The organism is Kocuria rosea (assembly GCF_006094695.1).
GTDB classification, from domain to species: Bacteria; Actinomycetota; Actinomycetes; order Actinomycetales; family Micrococcaceae; genus Kocuria; species Kocuria rosea.
In genome coordinates this window covers 1,463,917-1,480,871 of the sequence record NZ_CP035103.1, presented here as the reverse complement: position 1 = coordinate 1,480,871, position 16,955 = coordinate 1,463,917, and the positions used below count along the sequence as shown (strand labels likewise).

The 16,955-nt window shown below is 71.5% G+C and carries 16 protein-coding genes and 1 pseudogene; 5 read left to right on the top strand and 12 right to left on the bottom strand.

The window, feature by feature from the left end; translation table 11 throughout:
• Positions 1-32: 32 nt before the first annotated feature.
• The 3 genes from EQG70_RS06815 to EQG70_RS18890 form a co-directional block, all read right to left on the bottom strand.
• Positions 33-1,487, bottom strand: coding sequence for a DNA primase family protein (locus EQG70_RS06815; protein WP_109268054.1), 1,455 nt, complete (start codon positions 1,485-1,487; stop codon positions 33-35).
• Positions 1,484-2,233: a bifunctional DNA primase/polymerase gene (locus EQG70_RS06810; protein WP_244296672.1), complete on the bottom strand. Its 750-nt coding sequence runs from the start codon at positions 2,231-2,233 to the stop codon at positions 1,484-1,486. Before EQG70_RS06810 ends, EQG70_RS06815 begins: the two co-directional genes overlap by 4 nt.
• A 421-nt stretch (positions 2,234-2,654) precedes the next feature.
• On the bottom strand, positions 2,655-2,855 hold the full coding sequence (locus EQG70_RS18890; protein ID WP_109268056.1) for a helix-turn-helix transcriptional regulator: 201 nt from the start codon (positions 2,853-2,855) through the stop codon (positions 2,655-2,657).
• Between the two features lie 171 nt (positions 2,856-3,026).
• On the opposite strand from EQG70_RS18890, the gene EQG70_RS06800 reads away from it, so the two are divergent.
• Together EQG70_RS06800 and EQG70_RS06795 are read left to right on the top strand one after the other, a co-directional pair.
• A complete protein-coding gene (locus EQG70_RS06800) occupies positions 3,027-3,527 on the top strand; it encodes a helix-turn-helix domain-containing protein (RefSeq protein ID WP_138976454.1) in 501 nt (166 codons plus the stop codon).
• A gap of 2 nt (positions 3,528-3,529) precedes the next feature.
• Entirely contained in the window at positions 3,530-4,645 is a 1,116-nt protein-coding gene (locus EQG70_RS06795) for a tyrosine-type recombinase/integrase (RefSeq protein ID WP_109268058.1), read from the top strand.
• A 25-nt stretch (positions 4,646-4,670) separates the two neighbouring features.
• Here EQG70_RS06795 and EQG70_RS06790 read toward each other — a convergent pair.
• Positions 4,671-4,949: pseudogene (locus EQG70_RS06790) on the bottom strand (CpaF family protein); the annotation flags it as partial.
• Positions 4,950-5,288: 339 nt separating this feature from the next.
• On the opposite strand from EQG70_RS06790, the gene EQG70_RS06785 reads away from it, so the two are divergent.
• Positions 5,289-6,236, top strand: coding sequence for a glycerophosphodiester phosphodiesterase family protein (locus EQG70_RS06785; RefSeq protein WP_167508865.1), 948 nt, complete (start codon positions 5,289-5,291; stop codon positions 6,234-6,236).
• A 16-nt stretch (positions 6,237-6,252) separates the two neighbouring features.
• Here EQG70_RS06785 and EQG70_RS06780 read toward each other — a convergent pair whose 3' ends face one another.
• Together EQG70_RS06780 and EQG70_RS06775 are read right to left on the bottom strand one after the other, a co-directional pair.
• Entirely contained in the window at positions 6,253-6,669 is a 417-nt protein-coding gene (locus tag EQG70_RS06780; protein ID WP_109268060.1) for a DUF2304 domain-containing protein, read from the bottom strand.
• 51 nt (positions 6,670-6,720) lie between these two features.
• Complete coding sequence (locus EQG70_RS06775) at positions 6,721-7,386, bottom strand: glycosyltransferase family 2 protein (RefSeq protein WP_240722694.1); 666 nt, start codon at positions 7,384-7,386, stop codon at positions 6,721-6,723.
• 143 nt (positions 7,387-7,529) lie between these two features.
• Here EQG70_RS06775 and EQG70_RS06770 point away from each other — a divergent pair, with 143 nt between their 5' ends.
• The gene (locus tag EQG70_RS06770) at positions 7,530-9,602 is read left to right on the top strand and encodes a DUF6541 family protein (protein WP_109268062.1); all 2,073 of its coding nucleotides are present in this window, start codon (positions 7,530-7,532) and stop codon (positions 9,600-9,602) included.
• 103 nt (positions 9,603-9,705) lie between these two features.
• Here EQG70_RS06770 and EQG70_RS06765 read toward each other — a convergent pair whose 3' ends face one another.
• From EQG70_RS06765 to EQG70_RS06740, 6 genes are all read right to left on the bottom strand, one after another.
• Entirely contained in the window at positions 9,706-10,473 is a 768-nt protein-coding gene (locus tag EQG70_RS06765; RefSeq protein ID WP_051063783.1) for an ABC transporter ATP-binding protein, read from the bottom strand.
• A 2-nt stretch (positions 10,474-10,475) separates the two neighbouring features.
• Positions 10,476-11,336 carry an ABC transporter permease gene (locus EQG70_RS06760; protein ID WP_017833641.1) on the bottom strand — a complete coding sequence of 287 codons (861 nt, stop codon included), beginning with the start codon at positions 11,334-11,336 and terminating at the stop codon, positions 10,476-10,478.
• The gene (locus EQG70_RS06755) at positions 11,336-13,339 is read right to left on the bottom strand and encodes a glycosyltransferase (RefSeq protein ID WP_095650618.1); all 2,004 of its coding nucleotides are present in this window, start codon (positions 13,337-13,339) and stop codon (positions 11,336-11,338) included. The genes EQG70_RS06760 and EQG70_RS06755 overlap by 1 nt, the downstream gene beginning before the upstream one ends.
• A complete protein-coding gene (gene glf, locus EQG70_RS06750; protein ID WP_017833639.1) occupies positions 13,336-14,523 on the bottom strand; it encodes a UDP-galactopyranose mutase in 1,188 nt (395 codons plus the stop codon). Before glf ends, EQG70_RS06755 begins: the two co-directional genes overlap by 4 nt.
• 104 nt (positions 14,524-14,627) lie before the next feature.
• On the bottom strand, positions 14,628-15,806 hold the full coding sequence (locus tag EQG70_RS06745) for a glycosyltransferase family 4 protein (protein WP_109268063.1): 1,179 nt from the start codon (positions 15,804-15,806) through the stop codon (positions 14,628-14,630).
• Positions 15,807-15,963: 157 nt separating this feature from the next.
• Positions 15,964-16,362 (bottom strand): hypothetical protein, encoded by a 399-nt coding sequence (locus EQG70_RS06740; RefSeq protein WP_109268064.1) that lies wholly within the window; start codon positions 16,360-16,362, stop codon positions 15,964-15,966.
• A 312-nt stretch (positions 16,363-16,674) separates the two neighbouring features.
• On the opposite strand from EQG70_RS06740, the gene EQG70_RS06735 reads away from it, so the two are divergent.
• Positions 16,675-16,923, top strand: coding sequence for a WhiB family transcriptional regulator (locus EQG70_RS06735; RefSeq protein ID WP_017833636.1), 249 nt, complete (start codon positions 16,675-16,677; stop codon positions 16,921-16,923).
• Positions 16,924-16,955: the final 32 nt, after the last annotated feature.

Genomic DNA, 16,955 nt, shown 5'->3' with positions numbered 1-16,955 from the left:
CAAACTGCTTAAGTGGTCCCTGGCTAGGGGGTTTAGTCGACGTCGCCGCAGTTCCAGTCCGGCCGGAGCATCAGCCCCAGACACTCGCCACGGGCGTTGCGGCGGAACTGGTGGCTGCTCTTGTGGGCGTCCAATTCCTTGCTGAACTCCTTGCGTCCGAGGTGGCGTTCCTTGCTCATCGCCCTGGCCCACAGGACGTAGCGGTCATGCATCGCCTTCACCCCGACGACCTGCCCACCGGCGGGCTGCGTGCAGTCGTTGAGGAACTGGGCCACGTCGTCGTTGTCCTCCCGGTAGGCGGCTGTGGCGATCTGCACGGCGTCGGGGGCGGCGAGGCCATCCCGCGCCTGGTAGTCGGTCCAGCCCTCCACCGCCCAGGCCAGTACCGCGTCGGCGTCGGCGGCGAGCTTTGCGGGGAGGTCCAGGTCCGCGGGGGGCAGGCCCTCGGCCACCTTCTCGGGGGTGTCAGCGAACTTCACGTTCCAGGGGACGACGAGCACGCGCCTCCAGATGGCGTGCCCGGTGTCGGGAATGTGGGGTGGGTCATTGGCGACCATGGCCAGGGTGTGAGAGGGCTCAAACGTGATCAGGGGCTTGTACAAGTTCCGGGCAGTGATGGGGTCACCGCCGGTGAGCCGCTTGACCATGGCCACGTTCAGCTCCCTGCCCTTCTCCGTCTCAGACAGCACCGCCCACCGCGCCCCGCGCAGTTCCACGGACCCGTCGAAGGCGCTGGTGTCCTTGCGCACGAGCAGCATGTCCGGGGGTGCGGTGGCCGCGTACCCGCCGGTCTTGGCTTCCCCGAGCGCGTGGCGCAGGGCGTCCGCGAACACGGACTTGCCGTTGGAGCCCTCCCCAGTGAGGATCACGAGCTTCTGTTCACGAACGGCCCCGAACAGTGCCTGGCCGACGTAGCGGGCGAGGAATGCACGGACCTCGGGGTCGGGCAGGGAGGTTTCGAGGAACGTCTGCCAGGTCCCGGCGTGGAACTGTCCAGGCCGCCAGGCACCGGCGGTGGACCGGGTGATCCGGTCGACGGGGTCGTGAGGGCGCAGATCCATGGCCCACAGGTCGAGGGTTCCGGCGGGGGTGTTGAGCAGGTGCGGTGCGGCGTCGAGGTCCTCCACCTCGGCAGTCAGCTCCTCCAGGGAGGCGGCGATCTTTAGGATGCCCGCACGGGCGTTGTCGGACTGGCATACGCGCACATCCTTGGCCAGGCTGTCGTCGGCCTGGGCTTCGCGCCACGCCCGGCGCAGGGTGTCCTCCACGGCCCGTTTGGCGTGCTTGTCACCGCGGTCTTCGGCCCATCGCTTCCCGTCCCAGCGGAGCCACCCGAGTCCGTGGACGTGGAGCAGGCGGCCGGTGTGGCGGGCGGCCAGCCGGTGGGCGAGGCGGGTCTGCCCGCTGGTTTCCTTGTCCACGTCGCGGGGCGCAAACCCCTCGGCCTGATCCCGGAGGAAGGCGTCGAGGTCATCGGTGGTGCTCATCCTGCCGCCTCCAGCGTGGTCATGGCGGAACCGATGGTGCGGCGGATTTCAGTGTCGCCCAGGCCCGCGTGGCGGGCGGCGTAGGCGAGGGCTTCGAGGTTGTCCTCGGTGGCGGCGCCCTTCTCAATGAGCGTCTTGGCGGCCCAGTACAGGAGGTCGTTGCGCTTACCCTCGGGAGCGGCCGCGACTTTGCGGAGGATGCCGCGGATGGCAGCCGGCGAGGCGGACACCTTGTAGGGACTGGCGCGGCGCCGTGCCGCCGGGCGCTTACCGCCGTTGACTGCCCGTTCCAGCAGCCAGTCGGGCACGATCGGGATGGTGGCGGGCCAGTAGATCGGGGTGTAGGTCCCGTGCGGGAGGCGGGTGCCGGGGGCGACGACGTAGCCGGTGTTTCCGCGCGCATCAACCTGCCAGGCGAGGGTGCGCGCGGAGGACGGCCCCGTACCGGACGGGTCACGGAAGTACAGGTGCACCCCGCCGGAGGGCGTGAGCACGGTGGGGCAGTACGCCCAGGGCGAGGCGTCCTTGTCGTGCGCGTCCCACAGCAGGGCCAGGGCGTCCTCCCCCGTGTGCACACCGGGGATGTCCCAGGGTGGGTTGGGCGCGCCGCCCTTATTGTCGCAGTCCACGACGAACAGCCCGGAGGCGCCGGTGGCGATGCCGACGCCGTGATCCTCGGAGGGCCACCCGGCGGTGGCGCGGTGGGGGTCGTTGCTGGCGTCGTGGAAGCCACGGGAGCCGGGCATGGGCTCCTTCGTGCCGGGGGTCAGCGGGAAGATGTGAAAGCCGCGGGCGACGAGGTGCAGCCGCCATTCCGCCGGAGTCATGGTCGCGTATCGGTCCGCGACGGTAGAATGAGCGTGCTTGGTCACCAGGGCCTCCTGGGTCGTGAGGACTGGGCGTACAGCGGAGAGCTGTTTTCTACGGACCCCGCGCGACGAGCCGCCAAGTTCTGACGCGCGGGGTTCGTGCTTTTTTCTACGAGTGCCATGCGGCCGCTCCCCCGTTCGGGAGTCGGACGGCCGAATGGGTTGAGGGGCCCGCGCTGCGCGTGGGCCCCTCAGTCATGTGCACGGTCATGCGTGCTGTCTCCTTGCTCTGTCTGTCCGCTGGTGCGCCCGCGCAGGAGGGGGGTCTGCGTGGGCGCCGGTGGGCGGTGACGGCGGGTTATGCCGCGTTCTCGAATTGCTCGTTGAGCCACTTCTGGAGGTCCGCGGCTCGCCACCACCGTCGTCGCCCCATGCGCACCGACGGCGGGGCGGTTCCCGCGTGGATGCGTGCACGGACAGCTGGGACGGACAGTCGCAGTTCGGCGGCAACTTCCTCGATGGTGAGCAGTTCAGTCGTGTGGGTCGGTGTGTGTGCCATGGATATCCCCCCGGGATGGTTCGGCGTGCGCGGACGACTTGAGCATCGGACACCTAACGTCAATTGTCAAGTAACACATGATGTCACTACTCTGTCAGAATGGTGACACGGCGTCTCGGCCTGAGACGAGTTGGCAGGGCGTTGGCCTGGCACTGGCATAGATTGGGGTCCATGCCAGGTGAAGACGTAGAGGTAGGCGAGGCCGTCCGCCGCGCCCGCTTGGCCGCCGGACTCTCCCAACTGGACGTATCCCGGCGCATGATCGCCGCCGGACACAGCGCGTGGATTCCCACCACCGTCACCCGAACGGAGCGGGGTGCCCGTGCACTCAAACTCACGGAGGCCGGGGAGCTTTCCCGCATCCTGAGTTGGCCCGTCGCCGCGTTCCTGCCGAGCGGCAACCTCTCTGAACTCACCACGCCCGTCCTAGCTCAGCTACAGCAGGTCGAGGAACGACGATCGGGCGTGCGGGAGGCCGTGAAGGCCTACCGTGCCGCCCGGGAGGACGTACTGGCCGCTTGGGGGCCCGCCGCTGAGGCGTTGGCCGGCCTAGACGACGACACCGAAGATGCGGCCACGCTGCGCGCCCTCGAAGGGCGCGTGCAGCGCGCAGAGGCGGCTACCGTCCGCCAAGTCCTCGAAGACGCCCTGAGAGGCGAGGACGGGGCCTAACCGTGGCCTCGATCAGCAAGCATCCGAACGGAGCGTGGCGCGCCCGCTACCGCGACAGCGACGGCCGGGAGCACGCCCGTCACTTCAAGCGCAAGATCGACGCGCAACAGTGGCTCAACACCGTCACCGCCTCCGTGGTGCGCGGGGACTACGTGGACCCCCGTGCAGGCAAAGTCACTTTCCGCGACTTCTACGCTGCCTGGGCGCCGTTGCAGCTTTGGGAGTCCGGGACTCGGGAGAACATGGACCTCGTGGCCAAGCAAGCCACGTTCGCGGACATGGAGCTGCGCAAGGTCCGCCGGTCGCACGTAGACGCCTGGGTGCAACACATGGTCGGCCGGGACATGGCTCCGCGCACGATCCAGACGCGCGTCAGTCACGCCCGGTCAGTGTTCCGCGCCGCCGTCCGTGACCAGGTGATCGCCCGCGACCCCTCAGAAGGGGCCAGGCTCCCCCGCGTCCGCTCCCGCGAGCACGCAATGGACATCCCCACCGCCGCCGACGTGCGGGCGCTGCTGGAGGCCGCGGAGCCGTGGTTCCGGGTGGCCGTGGGGCTCGGGGCCTTCGCAGGGTTGCGGCTCGGGGAGGCCAACGGCGTGCAGCGCCGGGACATAGATTTCCCGCGCCGGACACTGCACGTCGGGCGCCAGGTGCAGCGACGGGCCCCGGGGCCCGTCGAAGTTCGCCCACCGAAGTACGGCAGTGAACGGACCGTGCACCTGCCCGACGGGCTACTGCACATGCTGTCCGAGCACCTAGAGGACATCGGCGTGTACGGCGAAGCCCAGTGGTTGCTCCCCGGCCGGGACGGCGGACCCGTGTGGCCACGGTCGATGGACTACCAGTGGAACAAGGCCCGTGACGCAGCTGGGCTGTCCACGAAGTTCCACAACCTGCGGCACTTCTACGCCTCCGGACTGATCGCCGCCGGGTGCGACGTGGTGACGGTGCAGCGCGCGCTCGGGCACAAGTCGGCTGCGATCACGTTGAACGTCTACTCGCACCTGTGGCCGACCGCCGAGGACCGTACCCGGGGCGCCGCACAGGGCCTCATGGACCACGTTCTCGGGGCTCCTGCGGACAATCTGCGGACAGACGAGCCATCAAACCCCGTCTGATCAGGGCAAACGCCCATATGGATCAGTTGATCCAGATCTCCTCGATCCGCGGGTCGTCGAGCAGCGGCTGCAGCGGGCCGAACCCGGCGACCAGGTCCAGCAGCACCCGCCGGGCGGCGTCCAGGTCCGCGAGGGCCGGCAGCACCCCGCGCGCCGAGCGCTGGTCGTAGTCACGCACCGCGGCGTCCACCAGCTCCCGGGTCCGCTCCAGCTCGAGCACCGGGTCCAGCCCCCGGCGCCGGATGAGCTCGCGCACCTCGGCCTCGACCAGCCCGAGCGCGTCCTCGGAGAGCAGTGCCGTCATCCGTCCCCCTGCGCGTTCCCCGGCGCGGGATCCGCGTCGGCGGCGCTCCCCCCGGAGCGCATGCACAGGAACATAGGCCGATCCGGCGTCGTCCCCACAACCCCCGCCCGGGCTCCTGTGGACAGCCGTCGCTGACCTGCGACGTTGTTCCCGTCCGGAAACACATGAAGTGTCACAGGATGCGGGCGCATGGAACCAGGTCGGCGAGGGCGACGTCCGGGGAGGGCGTGCAGGCCGGGCCGCCGGGCCGTAGGGTGGCGGGCGAAGACGCTCCCCCCGGGCGTCCGCGTCACGGCACCACCCGTGCCGCACGCACTGCCCCCGATCGCAAGGACCGCCGTGACCCACGTGACCACCGAGCAGGACGGCACACGCCCCGACGTCGCCGCTCGTCTCCGGGCGCTGCTCCGCGCGGGCGTCCCCTTCGCCGGGAACCTGCTCACGAGCGCGGCCGGAGCGGCCCTCGGCCGGCACCTGGTGGCCCCGTCGCCGGTCCCGAGGGCAGCCGTGCCCCGGGACTGGCCGGCCGTCTTCGCGCACCGGGGCGGCGCCGAGGTCGCCCCGGAGAACACCCTCGAAGCGTTCCGGGCCGCCGCGGCCCTCGGGGACGTGGTGCTGGAGCTCGACGTGCAGGCCTCCGCCGACGGCACGGCCGTGCTGATGCACGACCTCACGGTGGACCGCACCACGGACGGGACCGGCGCCGTCGCGCTGATGTCCGCCGCGGAGCTCCAGCGCCTGGACGCCGGGCACGCGTTCACCCTCGACGGCGGGACCTTCCCGTGGCGGGGGCGCGGGGTGCACGTCCCCACGCTCGCGGAGGTCTACGAGGCGTTCCCCGAGCACCCCGTGGCGATCGAGCTCAAGGGCAACCGTCCCGGCGCCGAGGAGATCGTCTGGCGGGCCGTCCGGGCGGCGGGTGCCCAGGAGCGCACGCTCGTCGCGACGAACCGCACGGCCTCGATCCGGCGGTTCCGCCAGGTATCGGGCGGGGCGGTGCCCACGGCGGCCTCCCCCACGGAGTTCGCGGCCTTCCGGCTGCTGTGCCTGCTGGGCCGGCACCAGCACCACACGCTCGCGTTCCAGGGCCTGCAGCCGCCGGACTCGCTCCTGGGCCTGCGCGTGCTCACGCCCGGACTCGTGCGCAGCGCCCAGCAGGCGGGTCTGCGGGTGGACGTCTGGACCATCGACCGGGAGGACGACATGCGCCGCCTGCTGGGGTGGGGTGTGGACGGCGTCATGACGGACCGGCCGGACGTGCTGTCCCGGGTGCTCCGGGAGGCCTGACCCGCGCCGGGGCCGGTCAGGCCGCGGGGCGCTGCGCCGGGGAGGTCTCGGCGAAGTCCCGCACCGAGGCGCGCTGGGCGTGCTCCGGGGCCGGGGCCCAGGGCCGCTCCGCCTCGGCGACGGCGATGTGCCGGGCCAGCCGGGTCACGTTGACCTCCTGCTGGCGGTTGCGCAGCGCGGAGGTGGCCTGGGTGATCATGAAGATCACCACGAAGCCGTACAGGACGAGGTCGGTGCCGCGTCCGATCCCGAAGAAGTGGGCCACGCCCGTGAGCAGGTCGGGGAAGAAGATGGACAGCGCCGCGAAGATGAAGAAGGCCAGGCCCACCACGCGGCGGATCGCCCGGTGCTTCGCGTTGGCCCCGCCGCGGATCAGGGCGAGCGCGCCGTAGCCCACGGCCAGGACCAGCAGGATCTGGACGGCGTAGATCATCGGACGGCTCTTCCCTTCGACGGTGCGGACTGGGTGCGGACGGGGTGCGGACTACTTGACGAACAGCTCGGCGAGGATGTTCACGCCGTTGAGCAGCGACTGCCCCTTGGACTTCGAGTAGTCCGTGTAGATGATCTCCACCGGGTGCTCGACCCAGCGGGGCCGGATGTCGGCCAGCTGGTTGACGATCTCCGAGGCGTGCGCCATCCGGTTCTGGGTCAGCCGGATCCGGGTCAGGGTGCCCCGGTCGATGGCGCGCAGCCCGTTGTGGGCGTCGGAGAGGTCCATGCCGGTGGACAGCTTCGAGAAGAACGCGGCGGTGCGCAGCACGACCCGCTTGAGCGGGGAGATCCGGGTGCGCCCGTCGAGGAAGCGGGAGCCCAGCACGACCTCGGCCTCGCCCGAGCGGATCCGCTCGACCATGTCCCACGCGTCGGTCACGCGGTGCTGGCCGTCGGAGTCGAAGGTGACCACGCAGTCCATCCCGGGGTCCTGCAGGGCGTACTCGAAACCGGTCTGCAGCGCCGCGCCCTGCCCGAGGTTGATGGGGTGCTGGACGACGACGGCGCCGGCCTCGGCGCAGATCCGGGCCGAGTCGTCGGAGGATCCGTCGTCGACGCAGACGACGTGCGGGAAGGTCTTCCGGAGCTCCTTCAGCACCTCTCCCACGACGGCCGCCTCGTTGTACACGGGCATGACGATCCACGAACGACTCACCCGGACATTCTCGCACAGCGCGCCGGACCCGCCCGTCAGGTCGGCGGCCGGACCCGGGCCGGCCGCTATGATCGACCCGACCCTTCCCCCCACCGTGAGGACAAGACCGTGCCCGCTGCCAGGCAGAGCCCCGCAGGACCGACGTGCTGACGGACTGGGGACCCCATCTGCCGGCGTTCCTGGTCCTGCTGGCGTTCCTGTGGCTGCCGGGGCTGGCGCTGCTGTGGGCCTTCGGGCAGCGCGGGGGCCGGATCCTGCTGACGGCACCGGTCTTCAGCGTCGCCGTCGTCGGGCTCACGGGCGTGGTCCTGGACCTGGCGGGCATCCCCTACGGCGCGCTCACCCAGGTGGCCGCCGCGGTGGTGCTGGCGGCGCTGGCGTGGCTGGTCGGCCGGCTCCTCCCCCGGGGCGGCCACGCGCCCGGCCCGCACGACGCCGGGGCGGACCCGGCCGGCCCGGCGGAGCGCTCCGGCGGCGCGGGCCGCCGGCTCTTCCCGGCGGGCGCGGCCGCCGGGCTCGCGATCGGGGCGGTGCTGCTGGTGCGCCGGATGGCGTCCGTGATCGGGCACCCGGAGGCGATGGCCCAGCGCTGGGACAACATCTTCCACCTCAACGCCATCCGCTACGTCGTCGAGACCGGCAACGGCTCGACCCTGACCCTGAACCGGATGGTCAGCCCGGAGAGCACCATCGCGCTGTACCCCGCGGCGTGGCACCAGCTGGCGTCCCTCGCGGTGCCCCTGGCCGGGGACAGCGTGCTCGTGGCCCACAACCTGACGCTGCTCGCGGTGGGCGGGCTCGTCTGGCCCGCCTCGTGCATCTTCCTGGTCCGATGCCTCGTCGGCCCGTCCCCCGTGGCGGCCGTGGTCGCCGGCACGGCCGCCGCCGGGTTCAGCGTCTTCCCGCTGGGCCTGATGGCCTGGGGGCCGCTCTTCCCCAACATCCTCGCCCTGGCGCTCGCCCCCGTGTCCCTCGGCCTGCTCGTGCGGCTGCTCGGCCCCGGGGTGAGCGCGGACCGGACGGCGCGCACCCCGGACGCGGCCGGCCGGGTCCGGCTGGCCGCCAGCCTGGTGGTCACCCTCGGCGCGCTGTTCGTCTCCCAGCCCAACGCGTTCCTCGCCCTGCTCGTGGTCGCGGTCCCCCTGGCGGCCACGGCGTGGTGGCTCGGGCTGCGGGCGGCCGCGGGCGCCCGGCGCCGTGGTCCCGCCCTCGGGCTCGTGGCGGTCGCGGTCGTCGTGGTCACCACGTGGCTGCTCCTGTGGAACGTCCTGACCACGTCGTTCGTGTGGGAGCCGTCCACCACCCTGGCGCGGGCGGCCGGCGAGGCTCTGCTCTTCGGCTCCAACGGCCGGGAGGACGTGCCCTGGGTCCTCGTGCTGCTCACCGGGGCGGGAATCTACGCTGCCATCGCCCGGCGGAGACTGCGCTGGCTGGTCATCGCCCATCTGGTGCTCTCGTACCTCTATGCTGTGGCCGCCGCGGGCGAGGAGAGCCCGGTCCGGCAGTGGCTCGTGGGCGGGTGGTACACCGACTCGTACCGCCTCGCGGCCACACTCCCGCTGACGGCCGTACCGCTGATCGCCCTCGGTGCTGCCCATGTGGTGGGCAGCCTGGCCATCGGCATGACGGCACTGGCCTCGTTCACCGGCCGCCCCCGGGCAGGCCGAGCCGCCTATCCCGTCGCAGCGGTCGTGGTGCTGGGTCTCGCGGTGCCCTACTCCCAGGTCGAGTCCCTGACCCAGGCGACCCGATGGGGCAAGCAGTACTACGCATGGGAGGGGCCGGAAAGCATCCTCAACCAGGATGAGTACGCGTTGCTCCAGGACCTCGACGAGCTCACGGAGCCGGGGGACGTCATCGCGGTCAACCCGTGGAACGGTGGCTCCCTGGCGTTCGCGGTCGCCGAGCGGCCCGTCACCCAGTACCACGTCGAGTCACCCGGGGTCGAACTGCGCACGCTGGACCCGGAATTGAACGCCCTGGCCACGGGGATCGCCGACGCCACCCCGGACAGCCGGGCCTGCGCCGCCGCCGAAGAGCTGGACGTGCAGTGGGTCCTGGACTTCGGCACGCAGTTCATCATTCCCGGTGCCCGCCAGGCCGGTGAGTACGCGGACATCAACGCCGTCGACCCGCAGCTCGCGCCCGGTCTTGCGCTGGTCGAGCGCAACGGGCAGGCCGCGCTCTACGAGATCGTCGGCTGCGACGGCGCCTGAGCCTGCCGCGGGATCCCCGTCCTGCGACGGACGACGGGCCGCCCGGTTCCTCGCGGAGCCGGGCGGCCCGTCGTCGTCCGCGGACCGCGGGCAGGGAGGGCAGTCAGCCGGCGTTCTCCGCGGCGCGGAACTGCTCGATCACCTCGTCGATGGGCCCGTCGCTGCGGACCCGGCCGTGCTCGATCCACACCCCGCGGTCGCAGACCTTGCGGACCACGTCGAAGTCGTGGCTGACGACCAGCAGCGTCTTGCCCTCCTCGGAGAGCTCCTTGACCCGGCCCAGGCTCTTGCGCTGGAAGGGCTCGTCGCCCACCGAGAGGATCTCGTCGATGATGAAGATGTCCGGGTCGGTGAACACCGCCACGGCGAAGGCCAGGCGCAGGTACATGCCGGACGAGTAGAACTTCACCTCGGTGTCGATGAACTGCTCGATCTCGGAGAACGCCACGATCTGGTCGAACTTCCGGTCGATGTCCTCCTTGGACATGCCGAGGATCGCGCCGTTGAGGTACACGTTGTCGCGGCCGGTGAGGTCGGGGTGGAAGCCGGCGCCGACCTCGATCAGCCCGGCCACGCGCCCGTTGACCGTGAGCGAGCCCCCGTCGGGGCTCATCACGCCGGAGACCAGCTTGAGGAACGTGGACTTCCCGGAGCCGTTGAGCCCCACGAGCGCCACGCTCTCGCCCGGCCGGATGCTGAGGCTGAGGTCCTCGAGGGCGCGGAAGCGGTTGGAGATGTCCTGGCGCCGCCCCCGGGCGAGCCACATCACCGTCTCCTTGAGGGAACGGGCGTGGCGGAGCGAGAACTCCTTGGCCAGGTGCTCGGCCACCACGGCGGGCTCGGCCGGCGGGGTGGTGCGGTCGGTGCTCATCGTCACAGCTCCTGCGCGAATCGGCCCTCGAGGCGACGGAACAGCAGGTCGCCCAGGAACATGACGACCGTGACCACCAGCAGCGCCACCGGCGTCCAGAGGGAGAACAGGTGGGGCGGCACCTCGTGGGCGCCGGGGGTGGTGGTCGGCAGCCAGAACGCCGCGTGCGAGAGCTCCACGGCCACGGTCAGGGGGTTCAGCATGAACCCGGCGAACCACACCGGGCCCAGGACGTCCCGGACCATCGTCCACGAGTAGAGCACCGGGGCGGACCACGTGCTGACCATGACGATCAGGTCCACGAAGTTCTCGGCGTCGCGGAAGAACACGTTCGCCGCGCCGAAGAGCATGCCCAGACCGGCCCCCAGCAGACCCACGATCAGCAGCGCCGCGGGCACGGCCAGCAGGGAGATCCACGTGGGCGACCAGCCCACGATGAGGGCGGCCAGGAGCATGACCACCAGCTGCGGCATGAGGTGCACGCCGGCGACCCACACGGACGCCACGGGGAACATCTGCCGGGGCAGGTAGATCTTCTTGATCAGGCTCGCGTTGGCCACGATCGAGCGCGCCGCGTTGCCGAAGGACTCCGAGAAGAAGTTGATCAGGATGATCCCGGAGAACAGGTACACGGCGTAGTTCTCCATCCCCCGCTCCAGGCCCAGGAAGATGCCCAGGGCCACGTAGAAGACGACGAACTGGATCCCCGGCTTGACGTAGGACCACAGCAGCCCGAGGACCGTGCCCCGGTAGCGGATCTGCAGCTCCTTGTCGACCAGCAGCTTCAGCAGGTAGCGCTGGCGGAACACCGCCGGCAGCCCCGTCCCGGGGGACGGCCTCCGGACGACCGTGGCAGCCGGCATCAGGCGCCGATCTCCGAGTGCTCGCGGAAGGTCGCCTCCCAGGCCGCCATGGAGGTGACCTCCGGCAGCGCGGCCCGGTAGCGGCGGGACAGCTCCGGCCAGCGCAGGGCCAGCTGGGCGTGCAGGCGCAGGGACTCCGCCATCAGGGCGCGGGCCTCCCGGGGCGAGCGCTTGTACCAGGTGTAGCCGGTGCCGTCCGAGGCGGAGACCAGGGCGCTGTCGTAGCGGGCCAGCCGCCACCACCGGGCGTCCTGGTAGGGCAGGTGCACCTGCGGGTGCTGCTCGGCCTGCTCCTGCGGGCGCACGGCGAGGTGGCGCACCACGGCGGTGGTCGCCGAGGTGAGCACCTTCAGCCCGTGCGGGGCGGAGAGCCGCCGGGTCCGCAGGGGCTTGGCCGACGCGACCGTGGGGTAGGCGTCCAGGTCCGCCTCGTAGACGGCGTCGGAGTGCTGGGTCATCATCCGGCGCACGTCGCGGATCCGCTGGGGCAGCAGCTCGTGCAGGGCCTCGGGCCCGGCCAGGACGTCCCGCAGGGCCAGGACCCGGGCCTCCTCCGCGAAGTACTGCATGGACAGCAGGTGCCGCAGGTCCTTGATCCCGTTGCGCCCGAGCACCTCGCCGCCGCGGTCGAACGGGGAGTGCAGCAGGGCGGCCACGAGCTGGTTGCGCTTGTGGAAGTACGCCTGCCAGCTGATGGTGTCGTCCTTGTCCGCCCAGGCCAGGTGCCACACGGCCACGCCGGGCAGGGACACGGTGCGGTAGCCGGCCGCCTTGGCCCGGATGCCGTACTCGACGTCGTCCCACTTGATGAACACGGGCAGCGCCAGGCCGATCTCGCGGACGACCTGCGTGGGGATCAGGCACATCCACCACGCGTTGTAGTCCACCTCGATGCGGCGGTGCATCCACGCGGTGCTGCGCAGGTTGCTGCGGCGGAAGTCGTGGCCGATCTCCACGCCCTCGCCCGCGGGGCCGTACTGGAAGCTGTACGGGTCCATGGCCTCGCCGAAGTTGTGGATCTTCGTCGGGTTGAGCAGGTCGATCATGTGCCCGCCGACCAGCGTGGGCCGCTTGCAGAAGTCGGCGAACACGCTGATCCGGCGCACGGCCTCGGGCTCGATCTCGACGTCGTCGTCCATGAGCAGCACGTAGGTGCTGTCGGCGCGCACGGCCTCGTACATGCCGCGGGCGAAGCCGCCGGCCCCGCCCAGGTTGCCCTGGTCGATGACGCGCAGCCGGTCGCCGAAGCGCTCCTGGACCTCGCTGAAGCCCGGCTCGTCGACGACCTTCTGGTTGCCCTGGTCCACGATCACGACCTGCGCGACCTGCGGCAGGTGCTCCCGCTGCTCGTCCAGGAGGCGGGCGTTGGTGAGGCAGTAGGAGGGCTTGTTCATGGTCGTGATCTGGAGGGTCACGGACCCCTCCGTGGTGCCTGTGCCGTCGCCCAGCCACTGGGCGCCCAGGACCTCGAGCTCCTGGTCCGCCGCGGTGGCGTCGAACCAGTACCACCCGCCGTCGGCGAAGGCCTTCAGCGGCAGCACGACCTCGGTCAGCCGCTCGGCGCCGGAGACCTCGTGCACCGACACGGGCACGGACTCGCCGCGCGCGTTGGAGCTGTGCACGTTCACCGAGCCGCGGCCCGTGGTGCGCACGCGCAGCACGACCTCGCGCAGGTGGGTGTTGTGCCGCCAGTAGCTGGCCGGGAACGCGTTGAAGTACGTGGCGAAGGACACGGTGCTGCGGGCCGGCACGCGCACGGAGGTGCGGCCGAGGATCGCCACGCCGCTGGCGGCCCCGGCGTCGGAGGCCACGTTGACCACGATCTGGGGCCGCTGCTCCTTCGTGTCCTCCTGCTGGGCGGCGGTGCCCGTGTCCGCCCGGGAGTCCAGGTAGAGGGGCTGGGTCGGGAAACGGTCCTTGGCCGGGAAGACGAGCTCCTGCAGCACCCGGTAGGAGGTGCCCTCGGTGCCGGTCCGTTCGGTGTCCTGGGTCGTCGCGGTCACGCGTCCACTCCCCCGCTCTCGATGGTGGCCCCGCCGGTGAAGTGGGGCTTGAGCTTGTTGTCGACCATGGACAGCGCGGCCCCGATGGCCATGTGCATGTCCAGGTACTTGTAGGTGCCGAGGCGGCCGCCGAACAGGACCTTGTCCTCGCCGCGGGCGAGGTCGCGGTACTTGAGCAGCTTCTCGCGGTCCACCGAGGTGTTGACCGGGTAGTACGGCTCGTCGCCCTTCTCCGCGAAGCGGGAGAACTCGCGCATGATCACCGTGGCGTCCGTGGTGTAGTCCCGCTGCGGGTAGAAGTGGCGGAACTCCAGGATCCGGGTGAAGGGGACGTCGGGGTCCGGGTAGTTGATCACCGGGGCGCCCTGGAAGTCCTCGATCGGCAGGACCTCCTGCTCCAGGTCGATGGTCCGCCACGAGAGGTCGCCCTCGGCGTAGTCGAAGTACCGGTCCACGGGGCCCGTGTAGACGACCGGGACCTGCCCGGAGACGGCGGAGCGGGAGTAGTCGTGGCCCTCGTCGAAGAAGTCGGTGTCCAGCCGGACGTCGATCTTGGGGTGGTCCGCCATGCGCTCGAGCCACGCGGTGTAGCCGTCCACCGGCAGGCCCTCGTACTTGTCGTTGAAGTACCGGTTGTCGTAGGTGTAGCGCACGGGGAGCCGGTTGATGATCGAGGCGGGCAGGTCCTTGGGGTCCGTCTGCCACTGCTTGCCCGTGTAGTGCTTGATGAACGCCTCGTAGAGCGGCCGGCCGATGAGCTGGATGCCCTTGTCGTTGAGGTTCTGCGGGTCCGTCCCCGCGAGCTCCCCGGCCTGCTCCTGGATCAGCGCCCGGGCCTCGGCCGGCGAGTACGCCGCGCGGAAGAACTGGTTGATCGTGCCGAGGTTGATCGGCATGGGGAAGACCTCGTCGTGGTGCCGGGTGTAGACCCGGTGCACGTAGTCCGTGAAGTCGGTGAACCGGTTCACGTAGTCCCAGACCCGCTCGTTGGAGGTGTGGAACAGGTGGGCGCCGTAGCGGTGCACCTCGATCCCGGTCTGGGGCTCGTTCTCCGTGTAGGCGTTGCCACCGATGTGGTGCCGCCGGTCGATGATGGCCACGTCGAGGCCCAGCTCGTTGGCGGCCCTCTCGGCCACGGTCAGGCCGAACAGGCCGGACCCTACGACGACGAGATCTGCGTTCACGGGCTAACTCCTGGGGTTGGTGTCCTGGTGGGCCCGGCCGGCGTCCGGCCGGTGAGGGGGCGGCACGGGCGCGCCGGGCGTGCGCTGCGTACCAAAGTACCTGATCAGTCGGGGAAGCCCTGGAGCAGCCACTCGGCGGCGAGGCGACCGGAGGCCGCCAGGGAGGCGTTCTCGGCCGCCCATGCGGCCCGGCGGCGGCGCTCCCGGTCGTTGTCCTCGGCCAGCGCCGGGTCGAGCCGGCGGTCGAGGGCGGCGATCATGGCCTCGGCCACCGCGTCGGCGTCGTGGTCGACGGCCGCGCCCAGGCCGTTGTCCTGCACGAGCTCGGCCGCGACCCCCGCCCCCGCGTAGACGACCGGCGTCCCGCACGCGGCGGCGGCGTAGATCTTGGTGGGCTTGGTGAAGTCGTAGCCGATGCCCGGGAGCACCGCGCCCAGGGCGGCGACGGCCCCCCGGGTCCACTCCGCGGTCTCGGCGGCGGGACGCAGCCCCTCGAAGAGCACGCTCCCCGGGGCGAGCCGCTCGGCGATCTCCTGGACGCGGTCGATGTCGGAGCCCCTGCCGAAGAAGCGCAGGCGGGCGTCGGGGTGGGCCTCGAGGACGCGGGGCATGGCGCGGACGAAGACGTCGGCGCCCTGCCACTCGGACATCGACCCGGCGTAGACGAAGTAGGGGGCGCCGGGCTCGGCCACCGGTCCGTCGGGGCGGAAGACGTCGGTGTCGATGCCGTTCTCCGCCACGAGCACCTTCTCCCAGGCCACGCCGGTGACGGACTGCAGCTCGCGGCCCATGGCCTCGGACACGGTGAGCACGCCCGCGGCCCGCCGGGCCGCGAGGGTCTCCATGACGCGCATGGCCCGCTTCACCGGCGCGGAGACCTCCATCTTCTCGGCGGCGGTGGTCCAGATGTCGGGGGCGTACCAGACGTAGGGACGGCCCCGCAGGAGCGAGGAGACGAGCACGGCCATCCCCGTGGTGGGGGGCGGTTCGCTGACCACGAGGTCGGCCCGGGTGGCCAGCAGCCGGAAGAGGACGGGAACGTCGAAGCTGAGGTACTGGACGATCCCGCGCACGTAGTCGAACCGGTCGCGCAGGACGGGCCACCGGCGCACGTCGTAGGGCTCCGGCTCGATGACGGACCCGGCGGGCGGGCGCGTGGTGAGGACCGTGACCTCCGCCCCCGCCTCGGTCAGGCCACGGGCCAGGGCCCGCAGCCGGAAGGACGCGGCGGCCGGCTCGGGGGCGAAGATGCGGCTGACGATGACGATGCGGCGGGGAGTCACGGGACCACCTGTTCGGAGCTGCTCGACGGGAGGGGACGGAACGGACGGGGGCCGGGCACGACGACGGCGGGCACGGGCGCTCCAACTGTACTGGTCCTGCCCGGCCGTCCCGGGCGGGCGCGCCCCGGGGCCGTGGGGGCCGGCCGGGCGGACCCGCTCACCGGACGGTGCGGCTCGTCCACGCGAGCACGCCCGGCCGGAAGAGCAGGACGAGGACGACGACGGCCGGCACCGCCGTCGCGAGCCCGGGCCCCCACTGCCCCGACCGGAGCAGGGGGTAGGCGAGCACCAGGAGGAAGAGCTGGACCACGAGCGCGGCCGCGCGGGGCCACCGGAAGCCGCGCCAGAGGCCCCGGCCCACGCGCAGCAGCCACAGGGCGCCCCCGGCGAAGACCGCCGCGAGGAAGACCGTTCCGCCCACGGTCAGGGGCTCCTCGAACAGGAGGGACCAGACCAGCCGCAGGGCGGCCCCGGCGAGGACCAGGGCCTCGAGCAGCACCACGCCGGTCAGGACCGCGACCGCGCGGGGCCGGGCGTCCCGGGAGGGGGTGGGCATGGGGTTCTCCTTCCGGCCGGGCGGCGGGCCCCGGCGCTCCCCGCCACCCTAGTCCGCCCGCCGCCGGCGCGACCCGCCGTGCGGATCGTGCGGCGGCCCGCCCCGGGCGTCCTGTGAGCAACGCCTCACCGACCCGGCTGTGACGCGCCACCCAAAGCCCTTGTCCGCACCCCTCCGGCGTGGGAAGGTGGACGTCAGTTCTTCACAAGGCCCGTGCGAATGGGCCTTTTCTCTTGTCCCGGACGCGGCCGCCGCAGGATCCTTCTGCCCTGCCCTGACGGGACCCACCCTTGAAAGGAGCGATCGCTGACCATGGATTGGCGTAGCCGCGCAGCATGCCTGGAGAAGGATCCCGAGCTGTTCTTCCCCGTGGGCAACACCGGACCTGCTCTCCTGCAGATCGAGGAGGCGAAGGCCGTGTGCCGCAGTTGCCCGGTGATGGACACCTGTCTGCAGTGGGCCCTCGAGTCCGGCCAGGACGCGGGCGTCTGGGGCGGGATGAGCGAGGACGAGCGCCGCGCCCTCAAGCGCCGCGCCGCCCGCGCCCGCCGCGCCTCCTGAGCGCTCCGCTCGCACCGAGGACCGGGAACCCT

Coding starts and splice junctions, on each gene's coding strand:
- EQG70_RS06765 (WP_051063783.1), bottom strand. CDS start 10,473: ATGAGCACCGACCGCACCACCCCGCCGGCCGAGCCCGCCGTGGTGGCC.
- EQG70_RS06815 (WP_109268054.1), bottom strand. CDS start 1,487: ATGAGCACCACCGATGACCTCGACGCCTTCCTCCGGGATCAGGCCGAG.
- EQG70_RS06810 (WP_244296672.1), bottom strand. CDS start 2,233: ATGCCCGGCTCCCGTGGCTTCCACGACGCCAGCAACGACCCCCACCGC.
- EQG70_RS06800 (WP_138976454.1), top strand. CDS start 3,027: ATGCCAGGTGAAGACGTAGAGGTAGGCGAGGCCGTCCGCCGCGCCCGC.
- EQG70_RS06760 (WP_017833641.1), bottom strand. CDS start 11,336: ATGCCGGCTGCCACGGTCGTCCGGAGGCCGTCCCCCGGGACGGGGCTG.
- EQG70_RS18890 (WP_109268056.1), bottom strand. CDS start 2,855: ATGGCACACACACCGACCCACACGACTGAACTGCTCACCATCGAGGAA.
- EQG70_RS06735 (WP_017833636.1), top strand. CDS start 16,675: ATGGATTGGCGTAGCCGCGCAGCATGCCTGGAGAAGGATCCCGAGCTG.
- EQG70_RS06740 (WP_109268064.1), bottom strand. CDS start 16,362: ATGCCCACCCCCTCCCGGGACGCCCGGCCCCGCGCGGTCGCGGTCCTG.
- EQG70_RS06780 (WP_109268060.1), bottom strand. CDS start 6,669: ATGATCTACGCCGTCCAGATCCTGCTGGTCCTGGCCGTGGGCTACGGC.